The sequence below is a fragment of the Bacillus sp. 7705b genome, from assembly GCF_002289525.1.
GTDB classification, from domain to species: domain Bacteria; phylum Bacillota; class Bacilli; order Bacillales; family Bacillaceae; genus Bacillus; species Bacillus halotolerans.
The window spans coordinates 98042-109664 of the sequence record NZ_NSDH01000048.1 but is presented as its reverse complement, the minus strand read 5'-3'; the positions used below and the strand labels follow the sequence as shown (position 1 = coordinate 109664).

At 43.6% G+C, this 11623-nt stretch carries 16 protein-coding genes and 1 riboswitch; of the genes, 10 read left to right on the top strand and 6 right to left on the bottom strand.

What is annotated here, in order from left to right; all coding sequences use genetic code 11:
• Positions 1–86 precede the first annotated feature (86 nt).
• Positions 87–335 carry a type B 50S ribosomal protein L31 gene (locus CJU60_RS18575; protein ID WP_010331593.1) on the top strand — a complete coding sequence of 83 codons (249 nt, stop codon included), beginning with the start codon at positions 87–89 and terminating at the stop codon, positions 333–335.
• A 110-nt stretch (positions 336–445) separates the two neighbouring features.
• On the top strand, positions 446–1009 hold the full coding sequence (locus tag CJU60_RS18570) for a beta-class carbonic anhydrase (protein WP_024122594.1): 564 nt from the start codon (positions 446–448) through the stop codon (positions 1007–1009).
• On the opposite strand, the gene yidD is transcribed toward CJU60_RS18570, so the two are convergent.
• A complete protein-coding gene (gene yidD / locus CJU60_RS18565) occupies positions 1006–1233 on the bottom strand; it encodes a membrane protein insertion efficiency factor YidD (RefSeq protein ID WP_010331591.1) in 228 nt (75 codons plus the stop codon). The two genes, CJU60_RS18570 and yidD, sit on opposite strands and share 4 nt — an antisense overlap.
• A gap of 127 nt (positions 1234–1360) precedes the next feature.
• On the opposite strand from yidD, the gene CJU60_RS18560 reads away from it, so the two are divergent.
• Together CJU60_RS18560 and CJU60_RS18555 are read left to right on the top strand one after the other, a co-directional pair.
• Positions 1361–1834, top strand: a complete 474-nt coding sequence (locus CJU60_RS18560; protein ID WP_010331590.1) for an S-ribosylhomocysteine lyase — start codon at positions 1361–1363, stop codon at positions 1832–1834.
• A 121-nt stretch (positions 1835–1955) separates the two neighbouring features.
• A complete protein-coding gene (locus tag CJU60_RS18555; RefSeq protein WP_095714579.1) occupies positions 1956–2399 on the top strand; it encodes a FixH family protein in 444 nt (147 codons plus the stop codon).
• Here CJU60_RS18555 and ytzI read toward each other — a convergent pair.
• Positions 2393–2542, bottom strand: a complete 150-nt coding sequence (gene ytzI / locus CJU60_RS18550) for a YtzI protein (RefSeq protein ID WP_044153683.1) — start codon at positions 2540–2542, stop codon at positions 2393–2395. The genes CJU60_RS18555 and ytzI overlap by 7 nt on opposite strands.
• A gap of 124 nt (positions 2543–2666) precedes the next feature.
• Here ytzI and CJU60_RS18545 point away from each other — a divergent pair, with 124 nt between their 5' ends.
• The 3 genes from CJU60_RS18545 (at position 2667) to ytkD (ending at position 4356) form a co-directional block, all read left to right on the top strand.
• Entirely contained in the window at positions 2667–3104 is a 438-nt protein-coding gene (locus CJU60_RS18545) for a Dps family protein (protein ID WP_010331587.1), read from the top strand.
• Positions 3105–3262: 158 nt separating this feature from the next.
• Positions 3263–3667, top strand: a complete 405-nt coding sequence (locus CJU60_RS18540; RefSeq protein WP_024122591.1) for a phage holin family protein — start codon at positions 3263–3265, stop codon at positions 3665–3667.
• 212 nt (positions 3668–3879) lie between these two features.
• The gene (ytkD, locus tag CJU60_RS18535; RefSeq protein ID WP_024122590.1) at positions 3880–4356 is read left to right on the top strand and encodes an RNA deprotection pyrophosphohydrolase; all 477 of its coding nucleotides are present in this window, start codon (positions 3880–3882) and stop codon (positions 4354–4356) included.
• A 23-nt stretch (positions 4357–4379) separates the two neighbouring features.
• Here the strand turns inward: ytkD and CJU60_RS18530 are convergent, their stop codons facing one another.
• The 3 genes from CJU60_RS18530 to CJU60_RS18520 are packed head-to-tail and all read right to left on the bottom strand — an operon-like array spanning position 4380 to position 6966.
• Positions 4380–5192, bottom strand: coding sequence for an ABC transporter permease (locus tag CJU60_RS18530; RefSeq protein WP_024122589.1), 813 nt, complete (start codon positions 5190–5192; stop codon positions 4380–4382).
• The gene (locus tag CJU60_RS18525; protein ID WP_024122588.1) at positions 5167–5949 is read right to left on the bottom strand and encodes an ABC transporter ATP-binding protein; all 783 of its coding nucleotides are present in this window, start codon (positions 5947–5949) and stop codon (positions 5167–5169) included. The genes CJU60_RS18530 and CJU60_RS18525 overlap by 26 nt, the downstream gene beginning before the upstream one ends.
• Positions 5950–5961: 12 nt before the next feature.
• On the bottom strand, positions 5962–6966 hold the full coding sequence (locus CJU60_RS18520; protein ID WP_095714578.1) for an ABC transporter substrate-binding protein: 1005 nt from the start codon (positions 6964–6966) through the stop codon (positions 5962–5964).
• Positions 6967–7115: 149 nt separating this feature from the next.
• Between CJU60_RS18520 and CJU60_RS18515 the strand changes: the two genes are divergently transcribed.
• Both CJU60_RS18515 and CJU60_RS18510 read left to right on the top strand, forming a co-directional pair.
• Positions 7116–7889 (top strand): alpha/beta hydrolase family protein, encoded by a 774-nt coding sequence (locus tag CJU60_RS18515; protein ID WP_095714577.1) that lies wholly within the window; start codon positions 7116–7118, stop codon positions 7887–7889.
• Between the two features lie 51 nt (positions 7890–7940).
• Positions 7941–8183: a DUF2584 domain-containing protein gene (locus tag CJU60_RS18510; RefSeq protein ID WP_024122585.1), complete on the top strand. Its 243-nt coding sequence runs from the start codon at positions 7941–7943 to the stop codon at positions 8181–8183.
• 39 nt (positions 8184–8222) lie between these two features.
• On the opposite strand, the gene pckA is transcribed toward CJU60_RS18510, so the two are convergent.
• Positions 8223–9806, bottom strand: a complete 1584-nt coding sequence (gene pckA, locus CJU60_RS18505) for a phosphoenolpyruvate carboxykinase (ATP) (RefSeq protein ID WP_095714576.1) — start codon at positions 9804–9806, stop codon at positions 8223–8225.
• Between the two features lie 197 nt (positions 9807–10003).
• A riboswitch (SAM riboswitch) is annotated at positions 10004–10143 on the top strand.
• Between the two features lie 168 nt (positions 10144–10311).
• Between pckA and metK the strand changes: the two genes are divergently transcribed.
• Positions 10312–11514, top strand: a complete 1203-nt coding sequence (gene metK / locus CJU60_RS18500) for a methionine adenosyltransferase (RefSeq protein ID WP_010331578.1) — start codon at positions 10312–10314, stop codon at positions 11512–11514.
• Positions 11515–11623: the final 109 nt, after the last annotated feature.

Sequence of the window (11623 nt, the reverse complement as noted above, 5' to 3'; positions counted from 1 at the left end):
CGGGAAACCTGTAAGGAGATTGACAAAATGTTTGTTAGGATATAAAATAAAACGTAATTATTACGATTTAATAAGGAGAGATAGACATGAAGGAAGGAATTCATCCGAAGAATCACAAAGTAATATTTCAGGATGTAAACAGCGGATACCGCTTTTTGAGCAGGTCTACCAAAACATCGGAAGAAACAGCGGAGTGGGAAGATGGAAACACATATCCGGTTATTAAAGTAGAGGTAAGCTCAGATACTCATCCGTTTTATACAGGCCGCCAGAAATTCAATGAAAAAGGCGGAAGAGTCGAGCAGTTCAACAAAAGATATAACATGGGAAAATGAGGCAGCCGCGGGGCTTGCCTTTTTTTCTGGCCTCAACATCTTGCCGATAGGATGACGAAAGGCAGAGGCTGTGATATATTGAAGAAAAAAGACCGGAAAGGAATACCGCTATGAGTCTTCTAAATGATATTCTTGACTTTAATAAAACTTTTATTGAACAAAAAGATTATGAAAAGTATCAGACATCAAAATTCCCGGATAAAAAAATGGCGATTCTTTCTTGCATGGACACTCGTTTGGTTGAATTGCTGCCGCATGCGATGAATATGCGAAACGGTGACATCAAAATTATAAAGAGTGCCGGTGCGCTTGTTACACACCCGTTCGGAAGCATTATGAGAAGTTTACTGGTTGCAGTGTACGAGCTGAACGCAGATGAAGTCTGTGTAATCGGACACCACGATTGCGGTATGAGCAAAATCAGCAGTGAAAGCATGCTTAATAGAATAAAGGAAAGAGGAATTCCGGAAGAACGCATCGAAACATTGAAGTACTCCGGAGTTGACTTTGACCAATGGTTTAAAAGCTTCGATTCAGTGGAAGCGAGCGTAAAAGACAGCGTGGACGTCATTAAACATCATCCGCTGTTCCCGGAAACTGTGCCTGTCCATGGTTTAGTCATTGATCCTGAGACAGGAAAACTGGATGTTGTCGTAAACGGCTATAACGCTTAATCTTTGCGCTTTTTTTCAGGGACGGGGTCGACTCCGCCCGGATGAAATGGATGGCATTTCAAAATCCGTATGAGAGTCAGCCATCCGCCTTTAAGGGCGCCGTGCGTTTTAATGGCTTCGATTCCATATTGTGAACAAGTCGGATAAAATCGGCATGTTGGCGGCGTCAGCGGCGAGATGAATTTTTGGTACCCTCTGATCAGAGCAATAAATATGGTTTTCATGTGTCTTCAGCAACCTTTCTGATGCAAGTATAAAAAAAATAACGCGGTTTGAAAAGTTATTCGATAATTCTTATCGGAAAGGTATGTTATAATAAAAATACATTTTTAAAAAAGGGAGAGTGCCATTATGCCTTCAGTAGAAAGTTTTGAACTTGACCATAATGCGGTTGTTGCCCCATACGTAAGACATTGCGGTGTGCATAAAGTAGGAACAGACGGTGTTGTAAATAAATTTGATATTCGTTTTTGCCAGCCGAATAAACAGGCGATGAAGCCTGATACGATCCATACACTTGAGCATTTGCTAGCATTTACGATTCGCACTCATGCTGAGAAATATGATCATTTTGATATTATTGATATTTCGCCAATGGGCTGCCAAACCGGCTACTATCTTGTTGTCAGCGGAGAGCCGACTCCTGCGGAAATCGTTGACTTGCTTGAAGACACAATGAAGGAAGCTGTAGAAATTACCGAAATTCCGGCTGCCAATGAAAAGCAGTGCGGCCAGGCGAAGCTTCATGACCTGGAAGGCGCAAAACGTTTGATGCGTTTCTGGCTGTCACAGGATAAAGAAGAATTGCTAAAAGTATTTGGCTAAATAGAAAAAAGACCTTTTTGCCCGAAAGCAAAAAGGTCTTTTTTGTGACGTTACAGATTTTGTATACCATTTGCTGTAAGCGTTTGCTACTATTGAGGTAAACGACGAAAAGGGTGATGGAATGAAAAAGATGGTCGCTGCAGTACTTTTTTCTGCTGTTTTTTTACTGAACGGGTGCGGATCTGAGGCGAATAAAGCACATACAGCAGCTGAGACGCCTGAGGTATTAGATGTAAAACTCACCGGACCGGAAAAAGTGAAGCCGGGAGAGAATGCTGCTTATGAAGCGGCGGTTTCTTACGGAGATGAAGCGGTGACAGATGCTGATGAAGTGGAGTTTGAGGTATGGAAAGACGGAGAAAAAAACGACAGCAAGATGTTTAAAGCCAAACAGGAAGATGGCGTATATCGATTTGAGACAGAGTTTAAGGAAGATGGCGTATACACTGTCCAATCTCATGTAACTGCAAAAAAACAGCACAGCATGCCGACCTTAAAAGTCCAAGTCGGAGATGCCGATGCTGCCACCAAGCAACCTGAAGAAGAGCAATCACACCATCATTGACCTTTTGGGTCTGAACCGGGAGCATTTCCTTCTTGAGGAGGATCAATCGTGTGTTTTACATTATAGGCTTTTACAGTCGTCCAAACACTTACGAGCAAAACAGCCAGCACAATCAAAATACTTATCGTGATGAGAAGCGTCATGATTCCACCTCCCGTTTTCAATAATTGTAACATAGTGGAAGACATTGTGACAGACGGGTAAAATAAAGGTTTTAGCGTACGATATGAAGGGTATACACCTAATATAAACAAGGAGGAAGATAATATGTCAGAACAATTGATTCAAGCCGTGAATAAACAAGTAGCCAACTGGACAGTCATGTATGTGAAACTACATAATTATCACTGGTATGTAAAAGGGAAAGATTTCTTTACACTGCATGAAAAATTTGAAGAGCTTTATAACGAGACAGCAACTTATATTGATGATTTGGCAGAGCGTCTTTTGGCTTTGAACGGAAAACCGATCGCGACAATGAAAGAATCTTTGGAAACAGCTTCTGTAAAAGAAGCGAACGGAAACGAAACAGCAGAACAAATGGTTCAGAGTGTGTATGATGATTTTACAGTCATCGCGGAAGAACTGAAAAGCGGCATGGACTTAGCTGATGAAGTCGGAGACGAAACAACAGGGGACATGCTTCTTGCCATTCACCAAAATATTGAAAAACATAACTGGATGCTGAAAGCTTACCTTGGATAATAGAAAAGAAAGACCGGATATCTTTGAAGATGTCCGGTTTTTATTTTGCCTCGCAAAAATAGGCGACAACTAGTCCATTTTTCTGAAAAATCCAATCCGTTCGGCGTGCTTTCCATAGAATATGGTAAGGCCGTTTCTGTGAAAGGATGTTGGGATAAATGGATAGAGACTTTGGCATCTTTTCGTTTTTTGCAGTCAGCGTTTCAGCAGCGGGGTTTTTCTTCGGAGGTTTTCAGTACTCACTCCTCATTCTGCTGTCTCTTATGGCAATTGAATTTATCAGTACGACCTTGAAGGAAACGATTATTCACAAACTGGCGTTCAAGAAGGTTTTTGCCCGTTTCGTCAAAAAATTAGTTACGTTGGCTCTGATCTCTGTCTGCCACTTTTTTGACCAGCTGCTGAATACACAGGGATCAATACGTGACTTGGCCATTATGTTTTATATTCTTTATGAATCTGTGCAAATTGTCGTGACAGCCAGCTCTCTCGGTATACCTGTTCCGGAAATGCTTGTGGATCTATTAGAAACGTTAAAAAATAAATTCAGGCGCAAACCGTAACTTTTATCTGTTCGCGGGTCATAATAAAGCCCAGAGCGTCAGTCATTTACATTTTGACAAGAGCTGCGGCCAAAAGCTGTACGAGCTGGTCTATCGTTTCAGATCCGGATGGCGTGCTGGGTTTCCCTTATTTTTTGATAAAAAGCTTCCGAAGAAACGTAACTGTGGTATGATGTATGGAAGATAGCTAGGAACGGATTTGAGGGATAAACATGTACGAGTTTAAAGATTATTATCAGAATACTGTTCAGCTCTCCTTTGACAATCAGCCCTTTTCGGACAGCCCGAAGCATGTCTGGGTCATCTGCCGTTTTGGTGACAAATGGCTTTTGACAGAACATGAGGACAGAGGCTTTGAGTTTCCGGGCGGGAAAGTGGAACCGATGGAGTGCGCGGAAGAGGCGGCGCTTCGAGAAGTAAAGGAAGAAACAGGGGCGAGAGTGAAAAGCCTCAAGTATCTCGGACAGTATAAAGTTCTCGGAAAAGAAAAGGTTATTGTGAAGAATATATATTTTGCAGATATAGAGAAACTTGAAAAGCAAAGCGATTACTTTGAAACGAAAGGGCCGGTTCTGTTTCATGAACTTCCGGAAAACTTGCCCCGTAATAAAAAATTCAGCTTTATTATGAAGGATTCTGTGCTTCCCATCAGTTTGAAAAAACTGAAAGAAGCGGGATGGATCAACTAAAAACCCGGCTATCCGCCGGGTTTTTATGTTCTGCCCTTCGTCCATTTCTTTTCTAACAGTTCTACGCCCTGATACATCAGGGTGGCAAATACAGCAATGATCAACAGGCTTAAGAAGACGAGTGTAAAATTGAAGACTTGGAATCCGTAAATAATCATGTATCCTAATCCGACCTTTGAAACAAGAAACTCGCCTACGATGACACCGACCCACGATAAACCGACGTTTACCTTCAGGGTTGAAATAATAGCGGGCGAAGATGCGGGAAGAATCGCTTCTTTAAAAATAACCCACTTGTTTGCGCCGAATGTTTTCATTACTTTAATATAGTTTTCATCCACCTCTTGAAAGGCGGTATAAACGACGATGGTTGTGATGATGACACTGATGACCGCTCCCATCGCGATGATGCTGACAAAGCCGGGACCGAGCGCAACAATCAGAATAGGTCCGAGCGCCACTTTCGGCATCGCATTTAAAATGACCAGATACGGATCTAATATCCTGGCAAGCCGATTGGACCACCATAACAACGCGGCAAGACACGTGCCAAGGAAAGTCCCCAGCAAAAAGCCAAGCACGGTCTCAAATAAAGTAACGCCGATATGCGACAGCAATGAGCCGTCAGCAACCTTTTCAATCAGTAAACGCCATACGGCTGACGGCGAGCTGAAGATCAGAGGATCAATCCAGCTCTGTCTGCTTGCGATTTCCCATCCGGAGAAAAAGAGGATAAATATCGCAAGCTGAAAAGAATGCACATTCCATTTCTCTTTTTTCTGTTTAAATTGAAATTGCTCATGAAGCAGATCAATTGTTTCTTTGCTGTTTCTCAAGAGAATTCAGCTCCTTCCATATCGTTTGAAACAGCGTCTGGAAGGATGGCTCCTGACGGGCGTCAAAAGGCATCATCGCAGCCAATTCTCTAGGGATGGTAAAAATTTGATGAATGGTGCCCGGCTGATTAGAAAATAAAAAGATGGTATCACTCATCGCAATCGCTTCCCCTATATCATGAGTGACAAGCACCGCTGTTTTTTGATACTCCTTTAATGTGCGGAAAACGAGGTTTTCCAAAGACAGCTTCGTTTGAAAATCAAGCGCGGAAAATGGCTCATCCAGCAAAAGCAGACTTGGGTTTGGGGCAAGAGTTCTTGCAAGCGCGGCCCGCTGCCTCATCCCGCCTGACAGCTCCTTAGGATATTTCTTTTCAACATCAACGAGACCCAGATCCGGCAAAAGACCAAGTGCTGCGGCCTTGTTTTCTTCAGTAAGCGTGTCGGCAATTTTTAAACCGAGGAGCACATTTTCCTCAATGGATTTCCAGGGAAATAAGTAATCCTGCTGAAGCATGTAGCCAATGTTATGTTCTTTTTGATTCGGCTCGCGGCCTTCAATCAGAACTCTGCCTTCCGAAGGTTCAATTAAGCCTGCAATTATGGAAAGCAGTGTTGTTTTTCCGCAGCCGCTCGGACCGAGAAATGAGATGAAATCGCCTTTTTCGGCATCGAAATGAATGTCCTGTACGGCCGTCGTTTTTTCTTTAATAGAAAAATAAGTATGAGTTACATGGTCGACATGTAAAAAAGACATAGATGGCGCCTCCTATTTTTCCGAGGTGACTTTTTCGGCGATGTGTTTGTTCACAAGCTGACTGTATGGTATATGCTTTGGCAGTTCACCCGACTGATCCATAATCGTTTGGAGCAGTTCCCATTCTTTTTCGTTGAGGAGCGGGTCTGGAGAATACGAATTTTGTTTTTTGTAGCGTTCAATGGACGTTTCGATGACATCGGGATCTGTATCGTCAAATTCATTTTTAATCGCTTCTGTGATGTCCTTCGCTGAGTGGTTTTCCACCCACTGCTGCGCTTTATAAATAGCTCTCGTGAATTTGACGGCTGTATCCTCGTTTTTCTTTAAATAGCTTTGTTTTGCCATAAATGTTGTATAAGGAACCTGGCCTGATTCTTCTCCGAACGAAGCAACGATGCGGCCGATGCCTTCTTTTTCAAAGAGTGAAGCAGTCGGTTCAAAAAGCTGGACATATTCACCGGTTCCAGAAGCAAAGGCATTGGATATATTGGCGAAGTCTATGTTTTGGATGAGTTCAATATCCTTATGCGGATCAATGTGATGTTGGTTCAGCACATACTCGCCGACCATTTGCGGCATACCGCCTTTTCTCTGGCCGAGAAAAGTCTTTCCTTTCAGCTGATCCCAGCTGAAATTTTCGGCATCTTCTCTTGCGACAAGGAACGTTCCGTCTGTCTGAGTCAGCTGTGCGAAGTTAATGACAGGGTCTTTAGCCCCTTGCGATTCGACATAAATGGATGTTTCTGATCCGACAAGAGCAATGTCCGAGCCGTTTGAAAGAAGCGAAGTCATCGTTTTATCGCCGCCCCAGGTCGTATTGACGTCGACATCAAGGCCTTCATCCTTGAAAAAGCCTTTAGATTCTGCAACATATAAAGGTGCATAAAAAATGGAATGGGTCACTTCGGCTACTTTTACTTTCGTGAGTGTTGCTTCCTGCTTGCAAGCGCTCAGGGCAATGATGAGAAACACACTGCAAACGCAGAAACAGCCCAGCCTTAACCATTTGTTCACATGACAACCTCCTTATTTAGCATTAAGTTAATATCCTTTTTTGCTTTACATATCGTATGATGGGTATAAAAATGTGTGAATGCCTAATCCGGGTTACAGGATTTATTTTTAAAGGCAGGAAAGAATAAAGAAAAAAGGAGGCGGGAGCATTGATTGTTGAGAAAAGAAGATTTCCGTCGCCGAGCCGGCATGTGCGTTTGTTTACCATCTGCTACCTTTCAAATGGCTTAAAAGTGAAAGGGCTGCTGGCGGAGCCGGCGGCACCTGGGCAATATGACGGATTTTTATATTTGCGCGGCGGTATTAAAAGTGTTGGAATGGTCAGACCGGGCCGAATTATCCAGTTTGCGTCCCAAGGATTTGTTGTATTTGCCCCCTTTTACAGAGGGAATCAGGGAGGGGAGGGCAACGAGGATTTTGCAGGAGAAGACAGAGAGGATGCTTTTTCCGCTTTTCGCCTGCTCCAGCAGCATCCGCAAGTGAAAAAGAACAGAATTCATATTTTCGGTTTCTCCAGAGGCGGCATAATGGGAATGCTTACTGCGATTGAAATGGGACGGCATGCGGCTTCATTCGTTTCGTGGGGAGGCGTCAGTGATATGATTCTTACATATGAAGAGCGGCAGGATTTACGAAGAATGATGAAAAGAGTGATTGGGGGAACGCCGAAAAAGGTGCCTGACGAATACAAATGGCGAACGCCTTTTGACGAAGTGAACAAAATTGAGGCACCCGTTTTATTAATTCACGGAGAAAAAGATCAAAACGTTTCCATTCAGCATTCGTATTTATTTGAGGAGAAATTAAAACAGCTGCACAAGCCTGTAGAGACGTGGTACTACAGTACATTCACACATTATTTTCCGCCGAAGGAAAACCGGCGTATTGTGCGGCAGCTCACGCAGTGGATGAAAAACCGCTGACGGTGAAATATGTTATGATATAGAAAAAAGAGAACGAAAGGGGATTTCAATTTGGGAATGCCTGTTGAATTTAATACATTGATTGTGACAAAAGGAAAAGAAGTTCGCATAGATGAAAATATATTCAGATTAGAGAAAGACGGGTATCGCATTTATCCAATGGAGATTCCGATGGATGTCAGCAAAACAAAGTTTGGTGAAAAGTCAGGCACAGCCGAAGTGCAGAAGCTTGAATGGACAGACGGGCGGACAATCATTACGTACAAGCTGACTTCTTTGCATACAGTCAATTAAAACAAGCCAAGAGCTTAATTGCTCTTGGCTTTTGCTTTTTTAAACGAGAGGCCCGCCAGCTTGTGCGATGGCATCTGTATTTGTGAACTTTTTGAAGTTTTCTTTGAATTCGTTTGCCAGATACACAGCCTTTTCTCTGTATTCCTCTTTGTTATTCCACGTGTTTTCCGGCTGAAGGATATGATCGGGAACACCCGGAACATGAACCGGGATGTGCAGGCCGAAAATATCGTCAGTGGTCATTTGCACATTTTCTAATTTGCCTTCAATCGCTGCTTTTACCATCGCCCGTGTGTATGAAAGCTTCATGCGTTCGCCTGTGCCGTAGCCGCCGCCGGTCCAGCCGGTGTTGACCAAGTAAACGTCTGCGCCGTGTTCGTCGATTTTCTTGCCGAGCATTTCCGCGTATACATGAGCCGGGAGCGGAAGGAACGGTGAACCGAAGCATGTGGAGAATGTCGTCTCAGGAGACGTGACGCCGCGTTCGGTTCCGGCTAGTTTACTCGTATAACCGCTTAAGAAGTGGTACATAGCCTGCTCCTTCGTCAGCTTGCTGATTGGCGGCAGAACGCCGAATGCATCAGCCGTCAGAAATACAATCGCTGACGGGTGGCCCGCAATGCTCGGAGAGACAATGTTGTCGATCATATGAATCGGGTAAGCGGCACGTGTGTTTTCTGTATAGAAGGAATCATCGTAATTGGCTTCACGCGTATCTTCATCTACAACAACATTTTCGAGAACGGATCCAAACCGAATCGCTTTAAAAATCTGCGGTTCCTTTTCTTCGCTTAAATGAATGCACTTGGCATAGCATCCGCCTTCGATATTGAAGACACCAGTATCCGACCAGCCGTGTTCATCATCACCGATCAGTTTCCGGTCAGCATCCGCCGAAAGGGTGGTCTTTCCTGTTCCCGACAGGCCGAAGAAAAGCGCGACATCGCCTTTTTCACCGACATTGGCGGAGCAATGCATGGATAAAATATCTCGCTCAGGCAGCAGGAAATTCATGATGGAGAAAATCGATTTTTTCATTTCTCCGGCATACTCCGTTCCGCCGATTAAAATCGTGCGCTTTTCGAAAGAAACAATAATAAAGGTTTCTGAATGTGTGCCGTCTGTTTTTGGGTCCGCTTTGAAATGCGGAGCGGAAAGAATGGTAAACGGCTGTTCGACTGTTTTTTTATCATTGTCTTCAGGACGGATAAACAGCTGTCTGGCAAATAAATTGTGCCATGCAAATTCATTAACGACCGTGATCGGCAGTCTGTATTTTTCATCAGCACCGGCAAATCCTTCGAAAACAAACAGCTCATCACGTTGTTTCAGATAGCTGACAACTTTCGTGTACAGCCGGTCAAATGCTTCCTCGGAAATAGGCTGATTCACCGGACCCCAATCAATCTTACTCTTTGTGCTTGCTTCTTCTACAATAAATTTATCCTTCGGCGAACGTCCCGTGTAAGCGCCTGTGGTCGCCCGGACGGCACCCGTGGATGTCAAAATGCCTTCGTTGCGGGAAAGTACTTTTTCTGTAAGCTGAGCTGCAGATAAATTATGCTGCACATTAGGACTTGTTAATAAGGCTTGCAAATCAGCGGTTAAATCAACTGAGTTCATAAGAAACCTTCCTTTATCATTTTATTTGTGTTTTGCTAATTGTGAATTAGTATAACATATATTTTCAAATAGTCTATACTATTTATCGTTTTTTGTGTGTGCATTTCCATTGTTTTCCGCAATAAAGGCGTCTATTTCTCCTGATTCATATTGACATTGCAAACCCTTTTACGATAAGATATTTCATTGAGCGGATACTCTTATCCCGAGCTGGCGGAGGGACAGGCCCTATGAAGCCCAGCAACCGGTTTCTCTATTATTCATTATGTTCAAATTGTGTGAGACAACCAAGGTGCTAACCTGATGCAAGGTTGAATGATTCCTTGAGCGATAAGAGTGAAAGGCACAAAGACCAAACCCTTTCCTCGAACGGAAAAGGTTTTTTTATTTCATAAATATGCCAATTAACATCTCTAATATAAACGTAACATTGTATAAGAGGGAGCGAGTTCCGTATCATATATATAAGGTCTTTCGGGAGGCCTTGTGCAGGAGGAAGCAAATCATGAGTAAAAATCGTCGTTTATTTACATCAGAATCTGTTACGGAGGGGCATCCGGATAAAATCTGTGACCAGATTTCTGACAGCATTTTAGATGAAATTTTAAAGAAAGACCCTAACGCGCGTGTTGCTTGTGAAACGTCTGTGACAACTGGTTTGGTTCTTGTCAGCGGAGAAATCACAACTTCTACGTATGTTGACATTCCAAAAACGGTTCGTGAAACGATTAAAGAAATCGGATACACACGTGCAAAATACGGATTTGATGCGGAAACTTGTGCAGTTTTAACATCAATTGACGAGCAGTCTGCTGATATTGCGATGGGTGTAGACCAAGCGCTTGAAGCCCGTGAAGGCACAATGAGCGACGAAGAAATTGAAGCAATCGGAGCGGGTGACCAAGGTTTAATGTTCGGTTATGCGTGCAACGAAACGAAAGAGCTCATGCCTCTTCCGATTTCACTTGCTCATAAATTAGCCCGCCGCTTGAGTGAAGTGCGTAAAGAAGATGTTCTTCCTTACCTTCGCCCTGACGGCAAAACACAGGTAACGGTTGAGTATGATGAAAATAACAAACCTGTCCGCATTGACGCGATTGTTATTTCAACTCAGCACCACCCTGAAATTACGCTTGAGCAAATTCAGCGCAACATTAAAGAACATGTCATCAATCCGGTTGTTCCTGAAGAATTAATTGATGAAGAAACAAAATACTTCATTAACCCTACAGGCCGTTTCGTCATCGGAGGACCTCAAGGGGATGCGGGGCTCACAGGACGTAAAATCATCGTTGATACGTACGGCGGCTACGCACGTCACGGCGGCGGCGCGTTCTCTGGTAAAGATGCGACGAAAGTAGACCGTTCAGCTGCTTATGCTGCAAGATACGTTGCGAAAAACATCGTTGCGGCTGAGCTTGCAGATTCTTGCGAAGTGCAGCTTGCTTACGCGATCGGTGTTGCACAGCCTGTGTCTATCTCAATCAACACATTCGGTTCCGGAAAAGCTTCGGAGGAAAAACTGATTGAAGTTGTGCGCAATAACTTTGATTTACGACCTGCCGGCATTATCAAAATGCTTGATTTACGCCGTCCGATCTACAAACAGACTGCTGCGTACGGCCACTTTGGACGCCACGATGTTGACCTTCCGTGGGAGCGTACAGACAAAGCGGAACAGCTGCGTAAAGAAGCGTTAGGAGAATAATTTTATAGCCGCTTACTGGTTAAGCGGCTTTCCCTTTTTTATCGATGTATCCATGTTTATTTTTTTACATAACTGTGAAACCAAACACTGTTCACAGCGTCTATAAATA

Coding starts and splice junctions, on each gene's coding strand:
- CJU60_RS18570 (WP_024122594.1), top strand. CDS start 446: ATGAGTCTTCTAAATGATATTCTTGACTTTAATAAAACTTTTATTGAA.
- CJU60_RS18575 (WP_010331593.1), top strand. CDS start 87: ATGAAGGAAGGAATTCATCCGAAGAATCACAAAGTAATATTTCAGGAT.
- CJU60_RS18555 (WP_095714579.1), top strand. CDS start 1,956: ATGAAAAAGATGGTCGCTGCAGTACTTTTTTCTGCTGTTTTTTTACTG.
- CJU60_RS18560 (WP_010331590.1), top strand. CDS start 1,361: ATGCCTTCAGTAGAAAGTTTTGAACTTGACCATAATGCGGTTGTTGCC.
- CJU60_RS18525 (WP_024122588.1), bottom strand. CDS start 5,949: ATGTCTTTTTTACATGTCGACCATGTAACTCATACTTATTTTTCTATT.
- ytzI (WP_044153683.1), bottom strand. CDS start 2,542: ATGACGCTTCTCATCACGATAAGTATTTTGATTGTGCTGGCTGTTTTG.
- CJU60_RS18540 (WP_024122591.1), top strand. CDS start 3,263: ATGGATAGAGACTTTGGCATCTTTTCGTTTTTTGCAGTCAGCGTTTCA.
- pckA (WP_095714576.1), bottom strand. CDS start 9,806: ATGAACTCAGTTGATTTAACCGCTGATTTGCAAGCCTTATTAACAAGT.
- metK (WP_010331578.1), top strand. CDS start 10,312: ATGAGTAAAAATCGTCGTTTATTTACATCAGAATCTGTTACGGAGGGG.
- ytkD (WP_024122590.1), top strand. CDS start 3,880: ATGTACGAGTTTAAAGATTATTATCAGAATACTGTTCAGCTCTCCTTT.
- yidD (WP_010331591.1), bottom strand. CDS start 1,233: ATGAAAACCATATTTATTGCTCTGATCAGAGGGTACCAAAAATTCATC.
- CJU60_RS18545 (WP_010331587.1), top strand. CDS start 2,667: ATGTCAGAACAATTGATTCAAGCCGTGAATAAACAAGTAGCCAACTGG.